The sequence below is a fragment of the Gordonia alkanivorans genome (assembly GCF_004011905.1).
Lineage (GTDB): Bacteria > Actinomycetota > Actinomycetes > Mycobacteriales > Mycobacteriaceae > Gordonia > Gordonia alkanivorans.
This window is the reverse complement of sequence record NZ_CP027114.1, coordinates 4,055,216-4,074,071: the sequence shown is the minus strand read 5'-3', so window position 1 is coordinate 4,074,071 and position 18,856 is coordinate 4,055,216. Positions and strand designations below refer to the sequence as shown.

General features: G+C 68.3%; 14 protein-coding genes and 1 tRNA gene. 11 read left to right on the top strand and 4 right to left on the bottom strand.

What is annotated here, in order from left to right:
* Window positions 1-22: 22 nt before the first annotated feature.
* From C5O27_RS18465 to C5O27_RS18445, 5 genes are all read left to right on the top strand, one after another.
* Entirely contained in the window at window positions 23-688 is a 666-nt protein-coding gene (locus C5O27_RS18465) for a PadR family transcriptional regulator (protein ID WP_127963345.1), read from the top strand.
* A gap of 2 nt (window positions 689-690) precedes the next feature.
* A complete protein-coding gene (locus C5O27_RS18460) occupies window positions 691-2,244 on the top strand; it encodes a DHA2 family efflux MFS transporter permease subunit (RefSeq protein WP_127963344.1) in 1,554 nt (517 codons plus the stop codon).
* A 47-nt stretch (window positions 2,245-2,291) separates the two neighbouring features.
* Entirely contained in the window at window positions 2,292-3,479 is a 1,188-nt protein-coding gene (locus C5O27_RS18455) for an exonuclease SbcCD subunit D (RefSeq protein WP_127963343.1), read from the top strand.
* A gap of 13 nt (window positions 3,480-3,492) precedes the next feature.
* Complete coding sequence (locus tag C5O27_RS18450; RefSeq protein WP_127963342.1) at window positions 3,493-6,468, top strand: AAA family ATPase; 2,976 nt, start codon at window positions 3,493-3,495, stop codon at window positions 6,466-6,468.
* A gap of 56 nt (window positions 6,469-6,524) precedes the next feature.
* Window positions 6,525-6,600 (top strand) — tRNA-Arg (locus C5O27_RS18445).
* Between the two features lie 313 nt (window positions 6,601-6,913).
* Here the strand turns inward: C5O27_RS18445 and C5O27_RS18440 are convergent.
* Both C5O27_RS18440 and C5O27_RS18435 read right to left on the bottom strand, forming a co-directional pair.
* Window positions 6,914-7,354, bottom strand: coding sequence for a DUF6924 domain-containing protein (locus C5O27_RS18440; protein WP_244216539.1), 441 nt, complete (start codon window positions 7,352-7,354; stop codon window positions 6,914-6,916).
* Between the two features lie 946 nt (window positions 7,355-8,300).
* A protein-coding gene (locus tag C5O27_RS18435; RefSeq protein WP_127963341.1) for an IS3 family transposase occupies window positions 8,301-9,445 on the bottom strand; the annotation gives its coding sequence in 2 pieces (ribosomal slippage) (window positions 8,301-9,178 and window positions 9,178-9,445; 1,146 coding nt in all).
* Window positions 9,446-9,633: 188 nt separating this feature from the next.
* Between C5O27_RS18435 and C5O27_RS18430 the strand changes: the two genes are divergently transcribed.
* Complete coding sequence (locus tag C5O27_RS18430) at window positions 9,634-10,059, top strand: hypothetical protein (RefSeq protein ID WP_127963340.1); 426 nt, start codon at window positions 9,634-9,636, stop codon at window positions 10,057-10,059.
* 108 nt (window positions 10,060-10,167) lie between these two features.
* Here the strand turns inward: C5O27_RS18430 and C5O27_RS18425 are convergent, their stop codons facing one another.
* Both C5O27_RS18425 and C5O27_RS18420 read right to left on the bottom strand, forming a co-directional pair.
* Entirely contained in the window at window positions 10,168-10,953 is a 786-nt protein-coding gene (locus tag C5O27_RS18425; RefSeq protein WP_127963339.1) for a DUF305 domain-containing protein, read from the bottom strand.
* A 17-nt stretch (window positions 10,954-10,970) separates the two neighbouring features.
* Window positions 10,971-11,795 carry a DUF3105 domain-containing protein gene (locus C5O27_RS18420; protein WP_127963338.1) on the bottom strand — a complete coding sequence of 275 codons (825 nt, stop codon included), beginning with the start codon at window positions 11,793-11,795 and terminating at the stop codon, window positions 10,971-10,973.
* Between the two features lie 155 nt (window positions 11,796-11,950).
* Between C5O27_RS18420 and argS the strand changes: the two genes are divergently transcribed.
* Genes argS through thrB form a run of 5 tightly spaced genes read left to right on the top strand, consistent with a single transcriptional unit; the run spans window position 11,951 to window position 18,424 of the window.
* On the top strand, window positions 11,951-13,603 hold the full coding sequence (gene argS / locus C5O27_RS18415) for an arginine--tRNA ligase (RefSeq protein WP_127963337.1): 1,653 nt from the start codon (window positions 11,951-11,953) through the stop codon (window positions 13,601-13,603).
* On the top strand, window positions 13,600-15,021 hold the full coding sequence (gene lysA / locus C5O27_RS18410; protein ID WP_127963336.1) for a diaminopimelate decarboxylase: 1,422 nt from the start codon (window positions 13,600-13,602) through the stop codon (window positions 15,019-15,021). Before argS ends, lysA begins: the two co-directional genes overlap by 4 nt.
* The gene (locus C5O27_RS18405) at window positions 15,018-16,361 is read left to right on the top strand and encodes a homoserine dehydrogenase (RefSeq protein ID WP_006360509.1); all 1,344 of its coding nucleotides are present in this window, start codon (window positions 15,018-15,020) and stop codon (window positions 16,359-16,361) included. The genes lysA and C5O27_RS18405 overlap by 4 nt, the downstream gene beginning before the upstream one ends.
* Window positions 16,354-17,439 (top strand): threonine synthase, encoded by a 1,086-nt coding sequence (thrC, locus tag C5O27_RS18400; RefSeq protein WP_006360510.1) that lies wholly within the window; start codon window positions 16,354-16,356, stop codon window positions 17,437-17,439. The genes C5O27_RS18405 and thrC overlap by 8 nt, the downstream gene beginning before the upstream one ends.
* Window positions 17,420-18,424 (top strand): homoserine kinase, encoded by a 1,005-nt coding sequence (thrB, locus tag C5O27_RS18395; RefSeq protein ID WP_006360511.1) that lies wholly within the window; start codon window positions 17,420-17,422, stop codon window positions 18,422-18,424. Before thrC ends, thrB begins: the two co-directional genes overlap by 20 nt.
* Window positions 18,425-18,856 lie beyond the last annotated feature (432 nt).

Here is an 18,856-nt window from a genome sequence, read left to right as displayed (position 1 = left end):
GCCCGGACCAAAGGGGTCGCGCATGGCGTGTTCCGCACCGCTCGGACCGGTGGCGATCCTGGTGCTCGGCCTTCTCCTCGAGCGTCCGATGCACCCGTACGAGATGGTTCAGACGACCGTCGCGCGTCGCGAGGACCGGTTGGCGAAGTTCCGCGCCGGCACCCTGTACCACGCGGTCGACCGGCTGTCGGAGAACGGATTGATCGAGGTCCACGAGGTCCGTCGCGAGGGCAACCGGCCCGAACGGACCGTGTACGCGATCACCGGCCCGGGTCGGGAGGCTCTGACCGAGAACCTCGAACGCATCCTCGAGACGAGACCCGAGGAGTACCCGGAGCTCTACCTCGCCCTGTCGGAGGCGCATGGTCTGCCCCGGGACCGGGTCGTCGAACTCCTCGAACGGCGGGTCGCGACCATGCGGGCCGACCTCGCCGACGTCGAGGCCGCCGTCACGGAGTTCCGGGCCCACGGCAAACCGGAGATGTTCTTCCTCGACGGGGGTTGCCGGATCGCGACGCTCACCGCCCAGATCGCCTGGCTCGACGACCTCGTCGACCGGCTCCGCACGCACCGCATCGACTGGCTCGACGATCCGGATTCGCCGTATCTCGTTCCGACCCAGCCGAATCCCGCCACGGCACCGAATCCCGCGGCAGACGCCGAACACCTCGCACAGAAGGTCGAGTAGTGATGACCCGTTCCACCCCTGACACCGGGGTCACCGGCTCCGAGGTGACGACGAGGCCCTGGGCGGCGCTGATGGCGCTGTGCGTGGGCTTCTTCATGATCCTCGTCGACATGACGATCGTGGCGGTCGCGCAGCCGCGCATCCAGGCCGACCTGAACACCGACGTCAACGGCGTCGTGTGGGTCACGAGCGCCTACCTGCTGACCTATGCGGTGCCGTTGCTCATCAGCGGGCGCCTCGGCGACAAGTACGGGCCGAAGTCGATGTACCAGATCGGCCTGATCGTCTTCACGATCGCCAGCGTGTGGTGCGGACTGTCGGATTCGATCGGCGAGCTCATCGCCGCTCGCGCCCTGCAGGGCGTCGGCGCCGCGCTCATCACCCCGCAGACGATGTCGCTGATCACGCGTATCTTCCCGCCGGAGAAGCGCGGTGCGGCCATGGGTATCTGGGGCACGGTCGCCGGGGTCGCGACCCTCGTGGGGCCGCTGCTCGGCGGCGTCCTCACCGACGCGTTCGGCTGGGAATGGATCTTCTTCATCAACGTGCCCGTCGGCATCGCGGGACTCGTGCTGGCCGCGGTCCTGGTCCCGCAGGTCGAGACCAACGACCACCAGTTCGACTGGATCGGCGTGGGCTTGTCGGCCGTCGGCCTGTCCGCGCTCGTGTTCGGCATCCAGGAGGGCGAGAGCTTCGACTGGGCCGCCTGGGTCTGGGCCCTGATCGGCGGCGGGCTCATCTTCCTCGGCGTCTTCGTCTGGTGGCAGTCGCGTATCCGGACCGAGCCGCTGCTCCCGCTCTCGCTGTTCCGGGATCGCAACTTCGCGCTGGCCACCGTGGGCATCTCCTCGATGGGCTTCGCGGTGTCGGCCATGATGATCCCGCTGACCTTCTTCCTGCAGCTCGTCGGCGGGATGACCCCGACCCAGTCGGCGGTCGTGCTGGTGCCGATGGCGATCCTGACGGGCATCCTCGCGCCGATCGTCGGTCGCGTGGTCGACCGTGTGCACCCGCGGGCCATCGTCTCCACCGCGCTGCTGCTCAACGCGATCGCCATCGGCTGGCTGGGTGTGGTCGCGCGACCGGACACCCCGGTCTGGATGATCATCCTGCCCCTGTGCCTGATGGGTGTCGCGTCGGCCGGTATCTGGGCTCCGCTTGCCGCCACCGCGACCCGCAACCTGCCGTGGCATCAGGCCGGTGCGGGCGCCGGCGTGTACAACACCCTGCGCGTGATCGGCTCGGTGCTGGGCTCGGCGATGATCGGTGCCCTCCTGCAGTCGCGCCTCGCCGCCGAGCTGCCCGGGATCGACGCCGGCGCCGCGCAGGATGCGAGTGGCGCGAACCAGCTTCCGGAGTTCCTCCGCGAGGGCTTCGCCTCCGCGATGGGGCAGTCGCTGTTCCTCCCCGCGGCGGCGTTGCTGGTCGGCGTCGTGGCGACGTTCTTCTTTGTGCGGCCCGCGCATCAGATGCCGCCGGCCACGGCCGTACCCGGCGGGCCCGCCGATGCCGCGGCGGGTAGCGCGACTCACAATGCCCCGTTGACCGGGGCCTGAGCGCGCGTCCCACGATCTGTCGGGCCCCGACCGTATGGTTTGTCACCATGCGGATCGTGCACACCTCCGACTGGCACCTGGGCCGGACGTTCCATGGTGTCGACCTGCTCGCCGACCAGCGTCGTGCGCTGAGCCACCTCGCCGAGCTGGTCGCCGCCGAATCGGCCGACGCCGTGATCGTCGCCGGCGACGTCTACGACCGTTCGGTGCCCTCGGCCGACGCGGTGCGTGCCTACGACGAAGGCCTGGCCGAGATCGCCGCCGCCGGTGCCCGGATCATCGTCACCTCGGGCAACCACGACTCGCCCACGCGCCTCGGCGCGGGGTCGGCGTTCGCGGCGGCCGGCGGACTGCACCTGCGGACCTCGATCGATGCGATCGCCGAGCCGATCGTCCTGTCCGACGAGCACGGCGAGGTCGCGGTGTACGGCATCCCGTACCTCGAACCCGACACCGCCCGTCGCCATCTCGGGGTCGAGGAGGTGTGCGGCCACACCGCAGTTCTCGATGCCGCGATGACCCGCATCCGCGCCGACCTCGCGTCCCGGCAGGCCCGATCGATCGTCGTCGCCCACGCCTTCGTCAGCGGCGCCGCCGCCTCCGGGTCCGAGCGGTCGATCAGCGTCGGGGGAGTCGAAACCGTTCCCGCCGAGACCTTCTCCGGTGCCGATTACGTCGCCCTCGGTCATCTGCACTCGCCGCAGCGCGTCACCGACACCGTCCGGTACAGCGGTTCGCTGCTCCCGTACTCCTTCGGCGAGCGCACGCATCGCAAAGCGGTGTGGGTGGTCGACCTCGATGCCGACGGGGTCGGCGATATCCGCAAGCACGAGCTTCCGGTCGTGCGCGAGTTGAGCTCCCTCCGTGGAACACTCGACGAGTTGCTGACCTCGGAGCAGTTCGCGGGCGCCGAGGACCACTACGTCGAGGTGACCTTGACCGACGCGGTACGCCCGCTCGACGCGATGCGACGCCTGCGGGAGCGGTTCCCGTGCGCGGTGCACGTGCAGTGGGACCGCCCGCACACCGGCTCGGGGGTCGACTACCGTTCGCGGGTCCGCGGCCGGAGCGATGCCGAGATCATCAACTCCTTCATCGAGGACGTCCGCGACACCCCGACCAAGGGGGAGCGGGTGCTGATCGAACGCGCACTGCGGGCGGTCGTCGGCGAACCCGAGGCCGACGGCGAGCTCGCGCTGTTCGCCCTCGATACGTTCGTCGCCGAGACCGCGTGAGTGCTGACGGCGTATGAGACTGCACCACATCCGGATTCGCGCGTTCGGCCCGTTCGCCGACGAGGTCACCGTCGACTTCGACGAGCTCGGGGCAGACGGGCTGTTCCTCCTGCACGGCCAGACCGGTGCCGGCAAGACCACCGTGCTCGACGCGGTGGCGTTCGCCTTGTTCGGCCGGGTCCCCGGCGCTCGTGACACCAACCGCCGACTCCACTCGGATCATGCTGCGCCCGAGACGATTCCGCAGGTCGAACTCGAGGCCACCGTCGGTTCCCGCCGATTGCACATCACCCGATCGCCCGAGCACGAGCGCCCCAAGAAGCGCGGCGACGGGAAACGCAAGATCAACGCGTGTGCGTCGCTCGTCTGGGTGGACGGTTCGGGTCCTGACCTGACCCGCATCCCGGAGATCGGCGAGGCGGTCGTCCGCCTGCTCGGTATGAGCGCCGAGCAGTTCTTCCAGGTGGTCCTGTTGCCGCAGGGCGACTTCGCCCGGTTCCTCCGCGCGCACTCCGACGAGCGGGAGGAGCTGCTGGAGCGCCTCTTCGACACCGAGCGGTTCGGCGACCTCGAGGAATGGCTCCGCGATCGTGCCCGCGAGAGCGCGTCCTCCTTGGCCGAGCAAACCGGCACCCTGGACCGCATCGCCGGGCAGATCGTGGCGATCAGCGGCACGCAGGCGCCTGCCGAACCGGACTTCGACTGGGCCCAGGCATGTCTCGACACGGCCCGGCAGACCGCCGCGTCCGCGCTCGCCGAATCGACCGCCGCGCAGGCGGCCGTCGAACAGGCCGAAGCCGCCCACGAACACGGCAGGCGCGTCGACGATCTACGTCGCCGCGGTCTGCAGGCGCGCGACCGGCTCGCCCGCCTCACCGAGGGGGAGGTGACGCTGACGGCCGCCGAGCGGTCACGCCGGCTCGCCCTGCGCGCCGCACCCATCGCGCCCCTGGCCGACGACCACGAGCGCGTGGCCGCCGACCTGGCCTCGGCGACGGCCGCGGCCGACCACGCACGTGACGCCCTCAGCGAACTCGCCGAGGGTGCGAAACTGTGCGAATCCGACTGCGACGATGCAGCTCTCGTCGCGGCCGTCGACCGATGGACCGAGGAATCGGGTCGCTGGGAACCGCTGGCGAAGCGTGTCGCCGAGCGGCCCCGGCTGGTCGCCGACATCGACGGACTCGAGAAGACGATCGCCGGCGCGGAGCAGCAGGCCGACGAAACCCGGACGTGGCTCGAGTCGGTACCGGCTCGCCGCGACGAGGCAGTCGCCGCACTCCGGGCGGCGGACGAACTACGTGTCCAGGCGCCGAAGCTGCACGCCGAACGCGACCACGCCCGCCGTGTTCTCCAGGCCTTCACCGACCGCGACGAGGTGCTCGCGCAGCTCGCCGATGCCGAACGGGACCTTCTCGACGCGCGGGAGAAGCACTCTGCCGCACGGGAACAGCAGCTCGACATCCGCGAACGACGCCTCACCGGCATGGCCGTCGAACTCGCCGGTGCCCTCGTCGACGGGCACCCGTGCGCGGTTTGCGGCTCGGTCGGTCATCCCGCGCCGGCCACCGGCGACGCCGGTACCTCGGTGGGAGAGGCCCAGGAGAAGGAAGCCGCGGCCGCCGAAGAGCGTGCGAGCGCGATCAGGGCCATCGCCCAGTCCGCGGTCGCCGCACTGCAGGAGCGGCAGGCCAATCTCGATGCCGTCATCGCCGGCGCCGACCGCGCCGCCACCCGGGCAGGTCACGACCGCCTCGCCGCCGACCTCGCGGCTGCCGAGCGGGCGGCCGTCCGCACGCCGTCGCTGCAGGACGCGGTCGAACGCATCGACGCCGAGATCGCCGACCGGCGCCGGACCCTGGCCGATCACGAGACCGCGCAGGCGCGGCGTCGTGAACGCCTGACGACCCTGCGCGAGAAGCTGGGCGCCCTCGACGCCGAGGTCCACGAGGCGACCGGCGGGCGGATGGGGGTCGCGGAGCGTCGTCGCGAACTCGCCGAACTCTGCCGCCGCACAAGGACTCTGCGGGAGGCCCGGCGCGAGCTCGACCGGACCCGCCGACGGCAGGCCGAGATCGCCGAGCGGCTCACCGTCGCCTGTGCCGACGCCGGATTCACCGGAGCGGACGAGGTCCGGTCGGCCGCCGCGTCGCGGGGTCAGATCCGACAGTGGGAGAAGCTCCTCGAAGAGGCGGCGGCGATACGCGCCGGCGCCGAGGAGACCCTCGCCGATCCCGACGTGTGCGCGGCGCTGGAGGCGCCCGAGGTCGACGTCGCCGGTCTGACGGCGGATCTGGTGGCCGCACGTGCCCGCCGCGACGATGCCGCCCGGGTGAATGCGGTGGCCGCGCAGCGCCGTACGGACCTCGAGGAGTACGTCGCCGGCTTCTGGGCCGCCCTCGACGCACTCGCACCGCTGAAGGCACGACACGAGGAGCTGCAGGGCCTCGCGGAACTGGTGAGCGGCCGCGGACAGAACTCCCGGCGCATGTCGCTGCGGTCGTACGTGCTCGCCGCCCGGCTTGACGAGGTGCTCGTCGCCGCGTCCGGACGCCTCCGCGAGATGTCATCGGGCCGTTATGAATTCGTCCACTCCGACGCCGCCGGCGTGCGCGGTCGCCGCGGCGGCCTGGGTATCGAGGTCCGCGACGAGTACACCGGCGTGCTGCGGGCCACCACGACGCTGTCGGGTGGAGAGACGTTCTTCGCCTCGCTGGCCCTCGCGCTGGGGCTGGCCGATGTCGTCTCGGCCGAATCCGGCGGTCGCGTCCTCGACACGATCTTCATCGACGAGGGTTTCGGCACCCTCGACCCCGAAGCCCTCGACCTCGTGATGGGCGTCCTCGACGACCTCCGCTCCGGCGGTCGCGTCGTCGGCGTCGTCAGTCACGTCGACGAGTTGCGGGCCCGGATTCCGGCGCAACTGCACGTCCTGCGCGGCGAACACGGCTCGACGCTGCGGGTGCAGAGTCCGCTCGGCGTGTCGTGAGCAGCCCGATTGTGATGTGCCGGTGAGCGTGCGCTAGTCTGGGTTCCGCCCGATGAGCCCCCGTAGCTCAGGGGATAGAGCGTCTGCCTCCGGAGCAGAAGGCCGCAGGTTCGAATCCTGCCGGGGGCACCAGTACCGTTTCTTTCAAACCCGCGCACGTGCCCCGGAGCCGGTTGTGGCGGCCCCGGGGTCTGTCAGTTGCTTCAGCGTCGCACGTCGGAATGTCACACGTCGCGGATTCCGAAATCCCTCGCCGCGGAGAGTTGGCCGTCAATGTGTGAGGCGCAGCTTATTGCGGTGCGGGCTGATTGACTAGCGACGGGAACTGTGGGCGGTTCGATGTTCCATAGACGCGAGTTGAATGGGGTCGGGCGACGCGACCATCTGTGCGAGCATGGGTGCCACCCTCGCACAGACGACATCCGCCCATCGGCCCTACCCGAGATCAGGAATCGACCTGAGGGAAGCCCCGGTAGACACCGTCTTGCGCGGCCTGGGCGAACTCGCTAAATGACATGTTGCCCAGCGAGAGGTTGTTCTCTATCGACCACAGTTGATTTGGTGCCACGCGCAGCGTTGCACCCCGGTTCTCAAGCAAATCGACGGCGAGCAGCAGGTGTTCGCGGCCCTGGATAGCTGTCGAGTCCGCGACGAAAAGGAAGAACGGTGGCTCTCCCTCCGTGGTGGCCGCCACGAAGTCCTCCACGGAGGCGCCGTCGTTGTCGGGCACCGTCACATGTCGAATCGAAGCCTGGAACTGACCCTCAGGATGCGGGTCTTCTACTGGTGCACTTGCAAGGGAGATCAGTTGATTCCACTTCTCGTCGGAGGAGTAGTCGGTACGGACCAGCATCGCTTCTTCGGTCGAGGGCAGGAAAACAGCCAAGAGCATTCTCTCTCAAAAGCCGATGCCCGGGGCGCGATTCACACCCCTAGCAGGTCGGCACGGTCCGTCAGACGGGCGCCAGTCAGTGACGACTATTCAGTCGGTAGATCAAGCTCGTACCGCGGGCCTAGGCTTCGTATATCGAGAAGGACACCGGTGTCATGGCGCCAAGTGTCCATTTGGGGAGCGTCACGCCCGTGGTCCCGTTCACCAATCGGTGTCAACGAAGAGTCGACGAATCTGACACTGCTCTCGGTGATCTCGCTCAACTTGAACAAGGGCTCGGCATTGTGATCACCGCGCGGTCGAATCTCGGTGATGAGTCGACGCCGCTCCACAATGCCTTGAAGGCGCTGCACTCGCGACTCTGCCATCTCGTAGTCGACAAAGAGTCGACCGTAGACGTCTGCCGGACCTTCGTGCGGGGGTAGGTCGGTCGCTTGAAGTGCCGTGAAGTAACCGAAGTGAAGCAGCGCTTGGAAGGGCGATGTCATTCTTCGTCGGTCGGACTCGACTCGCACACGAGCAGTAATGCACAGGTCGGCCAGGTCGGTCGGCCCGGCTGGGACGAACCCAATTCGATAGTCGACTTCATCGCCGACCGATGGGAGAGGGACAGCGCCGTCCCCGATCATCCACGCTTGGAGCGTCACTGGAACAGTCATGCGGGCTCCTAAATCGAGGAGAAGTCGGGGACGGCGCGCCACTGTTTAGGACGCAGTTGCACGCATCCAAACCTACAAGTCAGCGGATACGGCGGTACGGCCCCATCCACTCGTCGTCGCAGAAGCCAGTCATGCCCGGAACATCCTGCCCCTTGGTGCAGTATGCGGTGATAATGCCAACCTGATAGCCGTCACTGGGCGGCGCCTTACCCTCGACGTCGGTGGCAGGTCCCCGATAACGGGTCCAGTCGGTCCTAGAGCCAGTTCTTACTTGCGGTCGGTCAGTCGATCTCGCAGCCCACGGGGTGGTGCTGGTGGGTGCATCGGGCAGCGTACTCGGCCGGGGTCTTGTAGCCCAGCGCTGAGTGGCGGTGTCGGTGGTTGTGGTCGTCTTTGAAGTCTTCGATGACCACGCGGGCCTCCAACAGGGTGGGCCAGCAGTTGCGGTTCAAACACTCGTCGCGCAACCGGTTGTTGAACGACTCGATGAACCCGTTGTTCCACGGCGTGCCAGGCGGAATGTAGGAGATCCCCACCGACCCTGCACAGAACGTCTGGAGGGCCTCAGAGATGAACTCAGGGCCGTTGTCCATGCGCAGCACCTTCGGTGGGCGACCCCAGATCGCGAAGGTCTTCTTCAACTCCTCGATCAACCGGTCGGCGGCGATCGAGCGATCCACAATGTTGAGCAGCGACATCCGGGTGTGTTCATCGACCATGGACGCGATCTTGATCTTGTGTCCGTCGACAGTGGAGTCGAACTGAAAGTCCAATGCCCACACCACTTTCGGTGCGTCCGCGGTGACAATCGGCACCGACGACTGGCCGGCCCGTTTACGCCGCGGCGCCCGGCGCACCTGCAATCCTTCTTCCTTCCACAGCCGGTGGACCTTCTTCTTGTTCACGGTGTCGCCTTCGTCGAAACGCAGCCAGGCCCACGCCCGACGGAACCCGTGGCGTGGGTTCTGACGGGCGTAGGTTCGTAGCTGCTGGCGCAGGCCAGCATCCGGGTCAGCCGGGGTGTGCGCTTGCGGCAGTTGACGATACGCTGAACGAGCAAGCCCAACAACCTTGCACGCCTTGCGTTCTGACATGTTCATCACGTCTTTGAGCATGTCGATGGCGGCGCGTTTGGCGGTTGGGCTCAGAATTTTCCCTTGGCGATCTCCCGTAGCGCGTCCTTCTCCAACTCGGCATCGGCGAGCAGCCGCTTGAGCCGGCCGTTCTGCTCACGCAGCTCCTTGAGCTCCTTGGCCGCGTCACCGTCCATGCCGCCGTACTGGCGGCGCCAGTTGTACAACGTCGCTGCCGACACCTCGAGGTCGGCGGCGATCTCCTCGCCGGTCTTGCCCTGCGCCGCCAACTCGTCAGCCCGGCGCAACTTGCGCACAATGTCCTCTGCCGAGTGGCGCTTGCGTCCTGCCATGATCCTCATCGTCCCTTCTCTGCCCTCAACAGGGCAATCAGGACTCTAAAACAGACCGGACCGGTTCACGGGGGACACGCCACTACCGAGTGGCCGGGTCGTGACAGCTCACCCGGTACTAAGACCGCAGCCGGACGTGGAGTTGCTGATGAAGGCCTTGATCGAGGCTGCTCGTCAGACAGGCAAGGATGAGTCCGACGACGACTCACTCACCTCAACGTGATGCCGTTTCGTCGCAAGGTTCGAGCAACGGTGCTGCCAGCGACCCCGTACTGGCGGCCGAGGGCTTCGGTGGATCGACCAGCTTGGTACTCGGCGATAAGGCGCTCAAGACGAGCACCTTCGAAGGCCCGGTTCGAACGAGTTGGCTGGTCGCTGCGCTGGAGATGATGGGTCACGGTCATCCGGTGGATGTTGTACTTCACGGCAAGATCGCGGGTCGTGGCACCAGCTCGGTAGTCGCTGACGAGCTGCGTGACCTGCTGCGGAGACAGCCGACGTTGCTGGCGGATGGGATCTGCGGTTCGTGCGGGCGGTTCGACAACGTCGACGTCCGCAATCGACTTGGCCGTGACGGCCGCGACCAGGCGTGCGAACTCGTCGGTTTGGCTTGAAAGAGATTCACGGAGGCGCACAGATACACAGCATCACCACTTTTGGAGAAACCCACCGCCCTTCGGGCCGGTGGGTTTCTCCATTTCTGGTGGGTTTGCGCTTCCGCGTCAGTTCATCGGCAGCGGCTGGGCATTGCGTTCGGCCAGCATCGCCTCGATGATCCCGATCTCCTTGTCCTGCGTGCGTTCCATCGCCGATGCGAGGTCGCGGACGTAGGGCTGCGAGACGTTGTCGGGATTCGCGGCGTACTCCATCATGTGGAGCCCGCCCTCGTGGTGGCGAAGCATCAGCTGCAGGAAGGTCGTGTCGACCTCCGGCCCGCGCATCGCGCGGAACCGCTCCATCTCGGCCGACGTCGCCATGCCCGGCATGGCCGGCTGCTCGACGTCGGCGGCCGGAGTGGCCCCGTGATCTCCGTGGCTCAGGTCGCCGTGATCCATGTCGCCGTGGTCCCCGTGATCGTCACCGGTCGCCTCCGTCGACGATCCATGGCCCATCCAGCCCATCGTCTCGCCGGGGTTGGTGACGGGCTGGCCCCACCGGGTCAGCCACGACTGCATCTGGCCGATCTCGTTGCTCTGCGCGGTGAGGATGTCGAAGGCCATGCTGCGGACCTGGGGATCGGTGCCGTGCTCGAGTTCGATCGCGGCCATCTCGACGCCCTGCTCATGGTGACGCGTCATGTCCTGCGCGAAGCCGACCGCGGCCGAGTTCGCCGCGGGGGAGTCCTCGCCGGAGGAGTCGTCGGCCAGGCTCGCCTGGATGAGCAGGCCGAGGCCGACGCCGACCAGGAGCAGCGCCACTGCGGCGAGTGCGAGAAGGGCAGGGTTCCGACGCGACGGGGCGGGCTCGGTGCCCGCGGGTGTCGTCGTGCTCTCAGGTGTCTCGCTCATGTTCGTTCCTCGCCTGATCAGCCCGCGGGCATCGGGTTGTTGCCGCCGCCGCCCATGGGCACGGCGTCGGGGCCGGGCTCACCTTCGTCGGCCGGCGGGGGATTCGACGGGTCGAAGCCCGGGATGGCGGTACAGGTGGCCTGGGTCTCCGGGTAGGCCGCGGTCTGCGGGTTCTCCGGGTAGACGCCGGGCATCATGTTGCGGCGCAGCGAGGTGATGAACTGGTCGACCCGCGGGTCGTTCGCCGAGTCGAGCTTGAGCTGGTGGCCCCAGCTCTGCAGGGAGACCGGCTTGTCCAGGCCGGGGTACGGCGACAGGAACAGGTACTGCTCGCCGCGCACGAGTCGCTTGAGGTAGTCGACGTCTTCGGGCGAAGCCGTGTCGGGGTTGTAGGTGATCCAGACGGCGCCGTGCTCGAGGGCGTGGACGGCGTTCTCCGACCGCAGCGGGTTCGGATAGACGACGCCGGTACAGGTCGCCCAGATCTCGTCGTGCGGACCGCCGAACGGCGGCGACTGGTCGTAGGCGACGCGCTGCGACGCGTTCACATGCTTGCCCGCCTCGTAGTAGATCTTCGTCACACCGTCGATGCCCTGCGATGGGTCCGGGGTCTGCGGCGACGGGACGAACCCTTCGGCCGACTGGACCGCGACGTCGTCCTTCTCGTTGGCGCGCTTCTCGTTGAGTTTGGGGAGGAGATAGATCGCGAGTCCGGCGACGAGGCCGATGACCACGACGACTGCGCCGATCAGCATCCAGTCGACCTGTCGGCCGGTCGCAGTGGGTACGGACCCGGACTTCTTACGAGCCTTGGGGACGTTGGCCCCTGGTTTGCGCGCCATTGACTTCTTTCCTCGTACGACGGGGGTCGCCGTGCGCGCGGGCGGTCGTACCCCCCGACGCGCGCTCGGCGCACACGAGTCTACTGGTGGACGGCACCCGCTCTGGGAGGGTGCGATTATCGACGAGCGGCCCTCGGCCAATAGGATGGTGTCCCGTGACTCCCGCCGACCTGGCCGCGCTGCTGCGCGCCGTGACCCTGACCGTGGTCCGCGACCGCGGACTGGACGAGAACCTGGTGCCCGACTCCGTCGTCGTCGAGCGCCCCCGTCACGCTGACCACGGCGATTACTCCACCAACGTCGCCCTGCAGCTCGGCAAGCGACTCGGTGTGGCGCCCCGTGAGCTGGCCGGATGGCTCGCCGAGGCGTTCGCCGGCGCCGAGGGCATCGCGAAGTCGGAGATCGCCGGTCCCGGCTTCGTCAACATCTGGCTCGGTGCGGCCGCCCAGAACACCGTCGTGAAGACCGTGCTCGAGCAGGGCGAGAGCTACGGCCGCGGCAAGGAGCTGGCCGGCTCGATCATCAACCTGGAGTTCGTCTCGGCCAACCCGACCGGACCGATCCACCTCGGCGGCACCCGCTGGGCCGCCGTCGGTGACGCGCTCGGCCGTGTCCTGGCCGCTCGCGGCGCCGACGTGACGCGTGAGTACTACTTCAACGACCACGGCGCCCAGATCGACCGCTTCGCGCGGTCGCTGGAGGCCGCGGCGCTGGGCAACCCGACCCCGGAGGACGGATACGCCGGCGACTACATCGCCGACATCGCCGCGCAGGTCGTCGCGAAGGTGCCCGATGTGCTGTCGCAGCCCGTGGCGGACCGGCTCGAGACCTTCCGCTCCATCGGTGTGGACCTCATGTTCGACCACATCAAGCAGAGCCTGCACGACTTCGGCACGGACTTCGACGTCTACACCCACGAGGACAAGATGTTCGCGACGGGCCTCGTCGACGAGTGCATCGAACAGCTCAAGGGCAACGGCAACCTGTACGAGAACGACGGTGCGTGGTGGCTGAAGTCCACCGACTTCGGTGACGACAAAGACCGTGTCGTCATCAAGAGCGACGGCAACGCCGCCTACATCGCCGGCGACATCGCCTACTACCGCGACAAGCGCAACCGCGGCTTCAACCTGTGCATCTACATGCTCGGGGCCGACCACCACGGTTACGTCAGCCGCCTCAAGGCCGCCGCGGCCGCGCTCGGCGACGACCCGGCCACCGTCGAGGTCCTCATCGGTCAGATGGTGAACCTGGTCAAGGACGGCAAGCCGGTGCGCATGTCGAAGCGCGCGGGCACGGTCATCACCCTCGACGACCTCGTCGACGCCGTGGGTGTCGACGGTGCGCGGTATTCGCTGATCCGCTCGTCGGTGGACGTCAACATCGACATCGACCTGGACCTGCTGACCAAGCAGTCCAACGACAACCCGGTCTACTACGTGCAATACGCACATGCCCGGATGTCGGCGCTGGCGCGCAACGCCGCCGACCTGGGTGTGGTGTCCTCGCTCGATCACCTCGACCTGCTCGACGACCCCGCCGAGGGCGAATTGATCCGCACGATCGGCGATTTCGACGAGGTCGTCGCCACCGCGGCCACGCTGCGCGAGCCGCACCGCGTCTGCCGCTACCTCGAGGTCCTCGCCGGCACCTACCACCGCTTCTACGCGAAGTGCCGCGTCCTGCCCCAGGGCGACGAAGAGGTGGCCGACGTCCACCGCGCGCGGCTCGCGCTGTGTGAGGCCACCCGCCAGGTCCTGGCCAACGGCCTCGGACTGGTCGGCGTCAGCGCTCCGGAGCAGATGTGAGCGCGCACCCGGCCGGCCCGCGGCACGCCGAACTGCTGGCCGCGCCGCATCTCGCGCAGCGTCCGAACGATCCGGCCGTCCTCGCCGCCCTCCCGCCCCAGGTGTGGCCGCGCAACGCCGCCCGCGACGAGTCGGGTGAGCTTCGTATCGCCGGAGTGCCGGTGAGCGAGCTGGCCGCCGAGTTCGGCACCCCGGCGTTCATCGTCGACGAGGCCGATTTCCGGTCCCGGTGCCGTGACATGATGGCGGCGTTCGGCCCCTTCGGCCGGGTGCACTACGCGTCGAAGGCCTTCCTGTGCAGCGAGGTGGCGCGCTGGGTGAACGAAGAGGGTCTCTCCCTCGACGTGTGCAGCGGCGGCGAACTCGCCATCGCGCTGCACGCCGGTTTCCCCGCGGAGCGAATCGCGTTGCACGGCAACAACAAGAGCCCCGAGGAGCTGGCCGCGGCGGTTGACGCCGGGATCGGGCACGTGGTCCTCGACTCGATGATCGAGATCGACCGGCTCGACGCGATCTCCGGTGAGCGCGGCGTCGTCACCGACGTCCTCGTCCGCGTCACCGTCGGTGTGGAGGCGCACACCCACGAGTTCATCTCGACCGCCCACGAGGACCAGAAGTTCGGCTTCGCCCTCGCCGGCGGGGTAGCGATGCAAGCCATCCGGCGGGTCTTCGCGACCGACAACCTCCGCCTCGTCGGTCTGCACAGCCACATCGGTTCGCAGATCTTCGACATGGACGGTTTCGAGCTCGCCGCCCACCGCGTCCTCGGCCTGCTCCACGATGTCGTCGACGAGTTCGGCGTCGAGAAGACCTCGCAGATGTCCATCGTGGATCTCGGTGGGGGGCTGGGTATCTCGTACCTCGAGGAGGAGCGCCCGCTGCCGGTGCAGAAGGTTGCCGAGACCCTCGCTCACATCGTCCGCCGCGAATCCGAAGCCGTCGGACTGCCGATGCCGATCATCGCCGTCGAGCCCGGCCGCGCGATCGCCGGACCCGGCACCGTCACGCTCTACCGCGTGGGCACCGTCAAGGACGTGGAACTCGGCGGTGGTGCCACCCGCCGCTACATCTCCGTCGACGGCGGGATGAGCGACAACATCCGTACCGTCCTGTACCAGGCCGAATACGACGTCCGGCTGGTCTCGCGGGTGTCCGACGCACGTGCGGTCGTCTGCCGCGTCGTCGGGAAGCACTGCGAGAGCGGTGACATCGTGATCAAGGACTGCTGGCTGCCCGAGGATCTGGGTCCCGGTGACCTGATCGCGGTCGCCGCCACCGGCGCCTACTGCTACTCGATGTCGAGCCGGTACAACATGACCATGCGGCCGCCGGTGGTGGCCGTGGCCGATGGGGCAGCACGCCTGATGCTGCGGCGCGAGACCATCGACGACTTCCTCAGCCTGGAGGTGGGCTCGTGACCGGATCTGTCCAGAACGCAAGCGACACAAGCGAGGTGAATGCCGTGCGACCCATCGGGGTGGCGGTACTCGGGATGGGCAACGTCGGTGCCGAGGTGGTGCGCATCATCACCGACAATGCCGACGACCTGCGAGCGCGCGTGGGCGCACCGGTGGAGATCCGGGGCGTCGCGGTGCGAGATCTCAACCGGCCGCGCAAGATCGGCCAGGAACTGCTGACCGACGATCCCGCGTCGCTGATCGCACGCGACGACGTCGACATCGTCGTCGAACTCATGGGCGGCATCGACCCGGCCCGGGCGCTGATCCGTACCGCGCTCGAGAGCGGTAAGTCGGTCGTGACCGCCAACAAGGCGTTGCTGGCCGAGTACACCGGTGAGCTCGCGAGCGCGGCCGCCGACGCGAAGGTCGACCTGTACTTCGAGGCCGCGGTCGCCGGTGCAATCCCGGTCATCCGCCCGCTGATGCAGTCGCTCGCCGGCGACACCGTCGAGCGCGTCGCCGGAATCGTCAACGGCACCACCAACTTCATCCTGTCGGCCATGGACGAGACCGGCGCCGACTACGCCGACACGCTCGCCGAGGCGGGCCGTCTCGGATATGCCGAGGCCGACCCGACAGCCGACGTCGAGGGTTACGACGCGGCGGCCAAGGCCGCGATCCTCGCGTCGATAGCCTTCCATTCGCGGGTCACCGCCGCCGACGTCCACCGCGAGGGGATCTCCTCGGTCACCGCGGCCGACCTGCTCGCCGCGAAGAAGTTCGACTGCACGATCAAGCTGCTCTCGATCTGCGAGCGCGTCCGCGATGTCGACGGCTCCCAGCGGGTCTCGGCTCGCGTGTACCCGGCACTGATCCCGCTGACCCACCCGCTCGCCACCGTCAACGGGGCGTTCAACGCGGTGGTCGTCGAGGCGGAGAACGCCGGTCGGCTCATGTTCTACGGCCAGGGCGCCGGTGGCTCGCCCACCGCGTCGGCCGTGCTCGGCGACATGGTGATGGCCGCGCGCAACCGTGTGCACGGCGGACGCGGTCCGCTGGAGTCGACCTATGCGTCGCTGCCGATCGCCCCGATCGACGACGTGTTCACCCGTTACTACATCTCGATGCGCGTCGCCGACCGCCCGGGCGTGCTCGCACAGGTCGCCGGCGAGTTCACCAAGCGTTCGGTGAGCATCGCCGCGGTGCGCCAGGAAGGCGCAGGCGACGACGCCCGCCTGATCGTGGTGACCCATCGGGCCCCGGACCGCGCGCAGTCGGATTGCGTTGCGGCGCTAGAAGACATGGACGCCGTCATCAAGGTGTCGAGTGTGTTGCGATTGGAAGGTACCGATGACTGAGACGACTCCCGCGCCCGTGCACCGCGCGTGGCCCGGCCTGATCGAGGCATACCGTTCGCGGCTGCCCGTCGCCGACGACTGGAAGGTCGTCACCCTGCTCGAGGGCGGCACCCCACTGATCAGCGCGCCGCATCTGTCGTCGCTGACCGGTTGTGAGGTGTATCTCAAGGTCGAGGGCCTCAACCCGACCGGCTCCTTCAAGGACCGCGGCATGACCATGGCCGTGAGCAACGCGGTCAACAACGGCAAGACCGCCGTGCTGTGCGCCTCGACGGGCAACACCTCCGCCTCGGCGGCCGCCTACGCCACCCGCGCCGGGATCACGTGCGCGGTGCTCATCCCGCAGGGCAAGATCGCGATGGGCAAGCTCGCCCAGGCGGTCATGCACGGCGCCAAGATCATCCAGGTGCAGGGCAACTTCGACGACTGCCTCGAGCTCGCCCGCAAGGCGACTGCGGAGTTCAGTGAGATCGAGCTCGTGAACTCGGTCAACCCGGCCCGCATCGAGGGGCAGAAGACGGCCGCTTTCGAGATCGTCGACGTCCTCGGTCGCGCCCCCGACGTGCACGCGCTGCCCGTCGGCAACGCCGGCAACATCACGGCCTACTGGAAGGGCTACACCGAGTACCACGCCGACGGTGTGTCGTCCTCGGTGCCGCGGATGCTCGGTGTGCAGGCCGCCGGTGCGGCCCCGCTGGTGAACGGCGCCCCCGTCAAGGAGCCGGAGACCATCGCGACCGCGATCCGCATCGGCTCGCCCGCGAGCTGGAACCAGGCCGTCGCCGCCAAGGAGGAGTCGAACGGACAGTTCCGCGCGGCCACCGATGAGAAGCTGCTCGAGGCCTACCGCCTGATCGCGGGCAAGGAAGGCGTCTTCGTGGAGCCGGCGTCCGCCGCGAGCGTGGCCGGACTCCTCGCAGCACGTGCCGACGGCTGGATCGAGGCCGGCTCGACGGTCGTATGCACCGTGACCGGCAACGGTCTGAAAGACCCCGACACCGCGCTGGCGGGCATCCCCGAGGTCGAGGCGATCCCGGTCGATCCGGTGGCGGTGGCGAATGCGCTCGGTGTCGGCTGAGTCCGCCGGGGTCGAGGAGATGACGCACAACGGCGAGATGACCGAGCCCGGGGTGGCGACGCGACAGCTACCCGTGGGTGTCTCGGCGCGCGTGCGGGTGCCGGCGTCGAGTGCCAACCTCGGACCGGGATTCGACTGTCTGGGCATCGCTTTGGGCATCTACGACGAGGTGATCGTCGAGACCGTCGACGACGGGATCGTGCTGGACGTCGAGGGGGAGGGTTCGGCCGACGTCCCGCGCGACGAGTCCCACCTCGTCGTGCGCGCCCTCAATCGCGGACTCACCCACGCCGGCGTGTCCGCTCCGGGCCTGAAGTTGCGCTGCGTCAACCAGATCCCGCATTCGCGGGGCCTCGGGTCCTCGGCCGCGGCCGCGGTGTCCGGCCTCGCCGCCGCCTCCGGTCTGATCTCCGCCGCGGGCTTCGGCGCGGGTCTGTCGACCGACGAACTGGTCCAGCTGTCCAGCGAGTTCGAGGGACACCCCGACAACGCCGCCGCGAGCGTCCTCGGTTCGGTCGTCGTCACCTGGACGGAGACCGCCGACGACGTGAACTCGTATCACGCTCACCGGCTGTCGGTACACCCCGATGTCTGCGCGACCGTGTTCGTGCCCGACACCGAGTCGTCGACGTCTTTCACCCGTGGGCTGCTGCCGGATGCGGTGCCGCGCGCCGATGCGGTGTTCAATCTGAGCCGGGCCGCGCTCGCCGTCGTGGCGCTGACCTCCGACCCGCGCAACCTGATGGCCGCCTCGGCGGACCGGTTGCACCAGCCCTATCGTGCGTCGGCGATGGTGCCGACCAGCGAACTCGTCGCCGAACTGCGTGCGCGCGGACATGCCGCGACGGTCTCCGGCGCCGGGCCGACGGTGCTCGTGCTCGGTACCGCGCCGATCCCGGCCGACATCCGGGTGCTCGCTCAGGGACTCGGTTTCACCACCCACTCGGTGGCCATCGCCGGCGGCGTGGACATCAGCGCAGGCTGAGTCGCCGCTCCACGGCGGGGGCGAAGCGTTTCGCCACGGGGCGCCCGGGGAATACCCGACGTGCAACGCACGTTGGGAACGAGGTGTTCAGCGGTGTCCAGCCGAGGATCACAACCTCCGATCGATGTCTTCATTTGGCACTTTCGGCGTGTTGCCCCTATCATGCGAACGGGGTTAACATATTCTGGTCTAGCCGCGCGGGCTTGTCCCGCCGTGCTTCTCATCCATCACCGATCGGGACCACCGATCGTATCCGGCCGGGGTCGTGGGTCTCTGTCGACGGTGCCGAAGCACGGGTGGCTCCCGAGCACGCTCGCAGCGGGACCGAACATCTCTCTGACCGTTCACCCCCTACCGTCCAACGCGGACGGACTCCCTCGCGTACACAGCAGGGAAACGCAGACCTCACGCAGCTTCCGTCTGCGGGAGGAA

Bases quoted from the DNA above. Each gene is read 5' to 3' on its own strand.
- C5O27_RS18465 (WP_127963345.1), top strand. From the start codon at position 23: ATGGCGTGTTCCGCACCGCTCGGACCGGTGGCGATCCTGGTGCTCGGC.
- C5O27_RS18460 (WP_127963344.1), top strand. From the start codon at position 691: ATGACCCGTTCCACCCCTGACACCGGGGTCACCGGCTCCGAGGTGACG.
- C5O27_RS18455 (WP_127963343.1), top strand. From the start codon at position 2,292: ATGCGGATCGTGCACACCTCCGACTGGCACCTGGGCCGGACGTTCCAT.
- C5O27_RS18450 (WP_127963342.1), top strand. From the start codon at position 3,493: ATGAGACTGCACCACATCCGGATTCGCGCGTTCGGCCCGTTCGCCGAC.
- C5O27_RS18430 (WP_127963340.1), top strand. From the start codon at position 9,634: ATGAGTCCGACGACGACTCACTCACCTCAACGTGATGCCGTTTCGTCG.
- C5O27_RS18425 (WP_127963339.1), bottom strand. From the start codon at position 10,953: ATGAGCGAGACACCTGAGAGCACGACGACACCCGCGGGCACCGAGCCC.
- C5O27_RS18420 (WP_127963338.1), bottom strand. From the start codon at position 11,795: ATGGCGCGCAAACCAGGGGCCAACGTCCCCAAGGCTCGTAAGAAGTCC.
- thrC (WP_006360510.1), top strand. From the start codon at position 16,354: ATGACTGAGACGACTCCCGCGCCCGTGCACCGCGCGTGGCCCGGCCTG.
- thrB (WP_006360511.1), top strand. From the start codon at position 17,420: ATGCGCTCGGTGTCGGCTGAGTCCGCCGGGGTCGAGGAGATGACGCAC.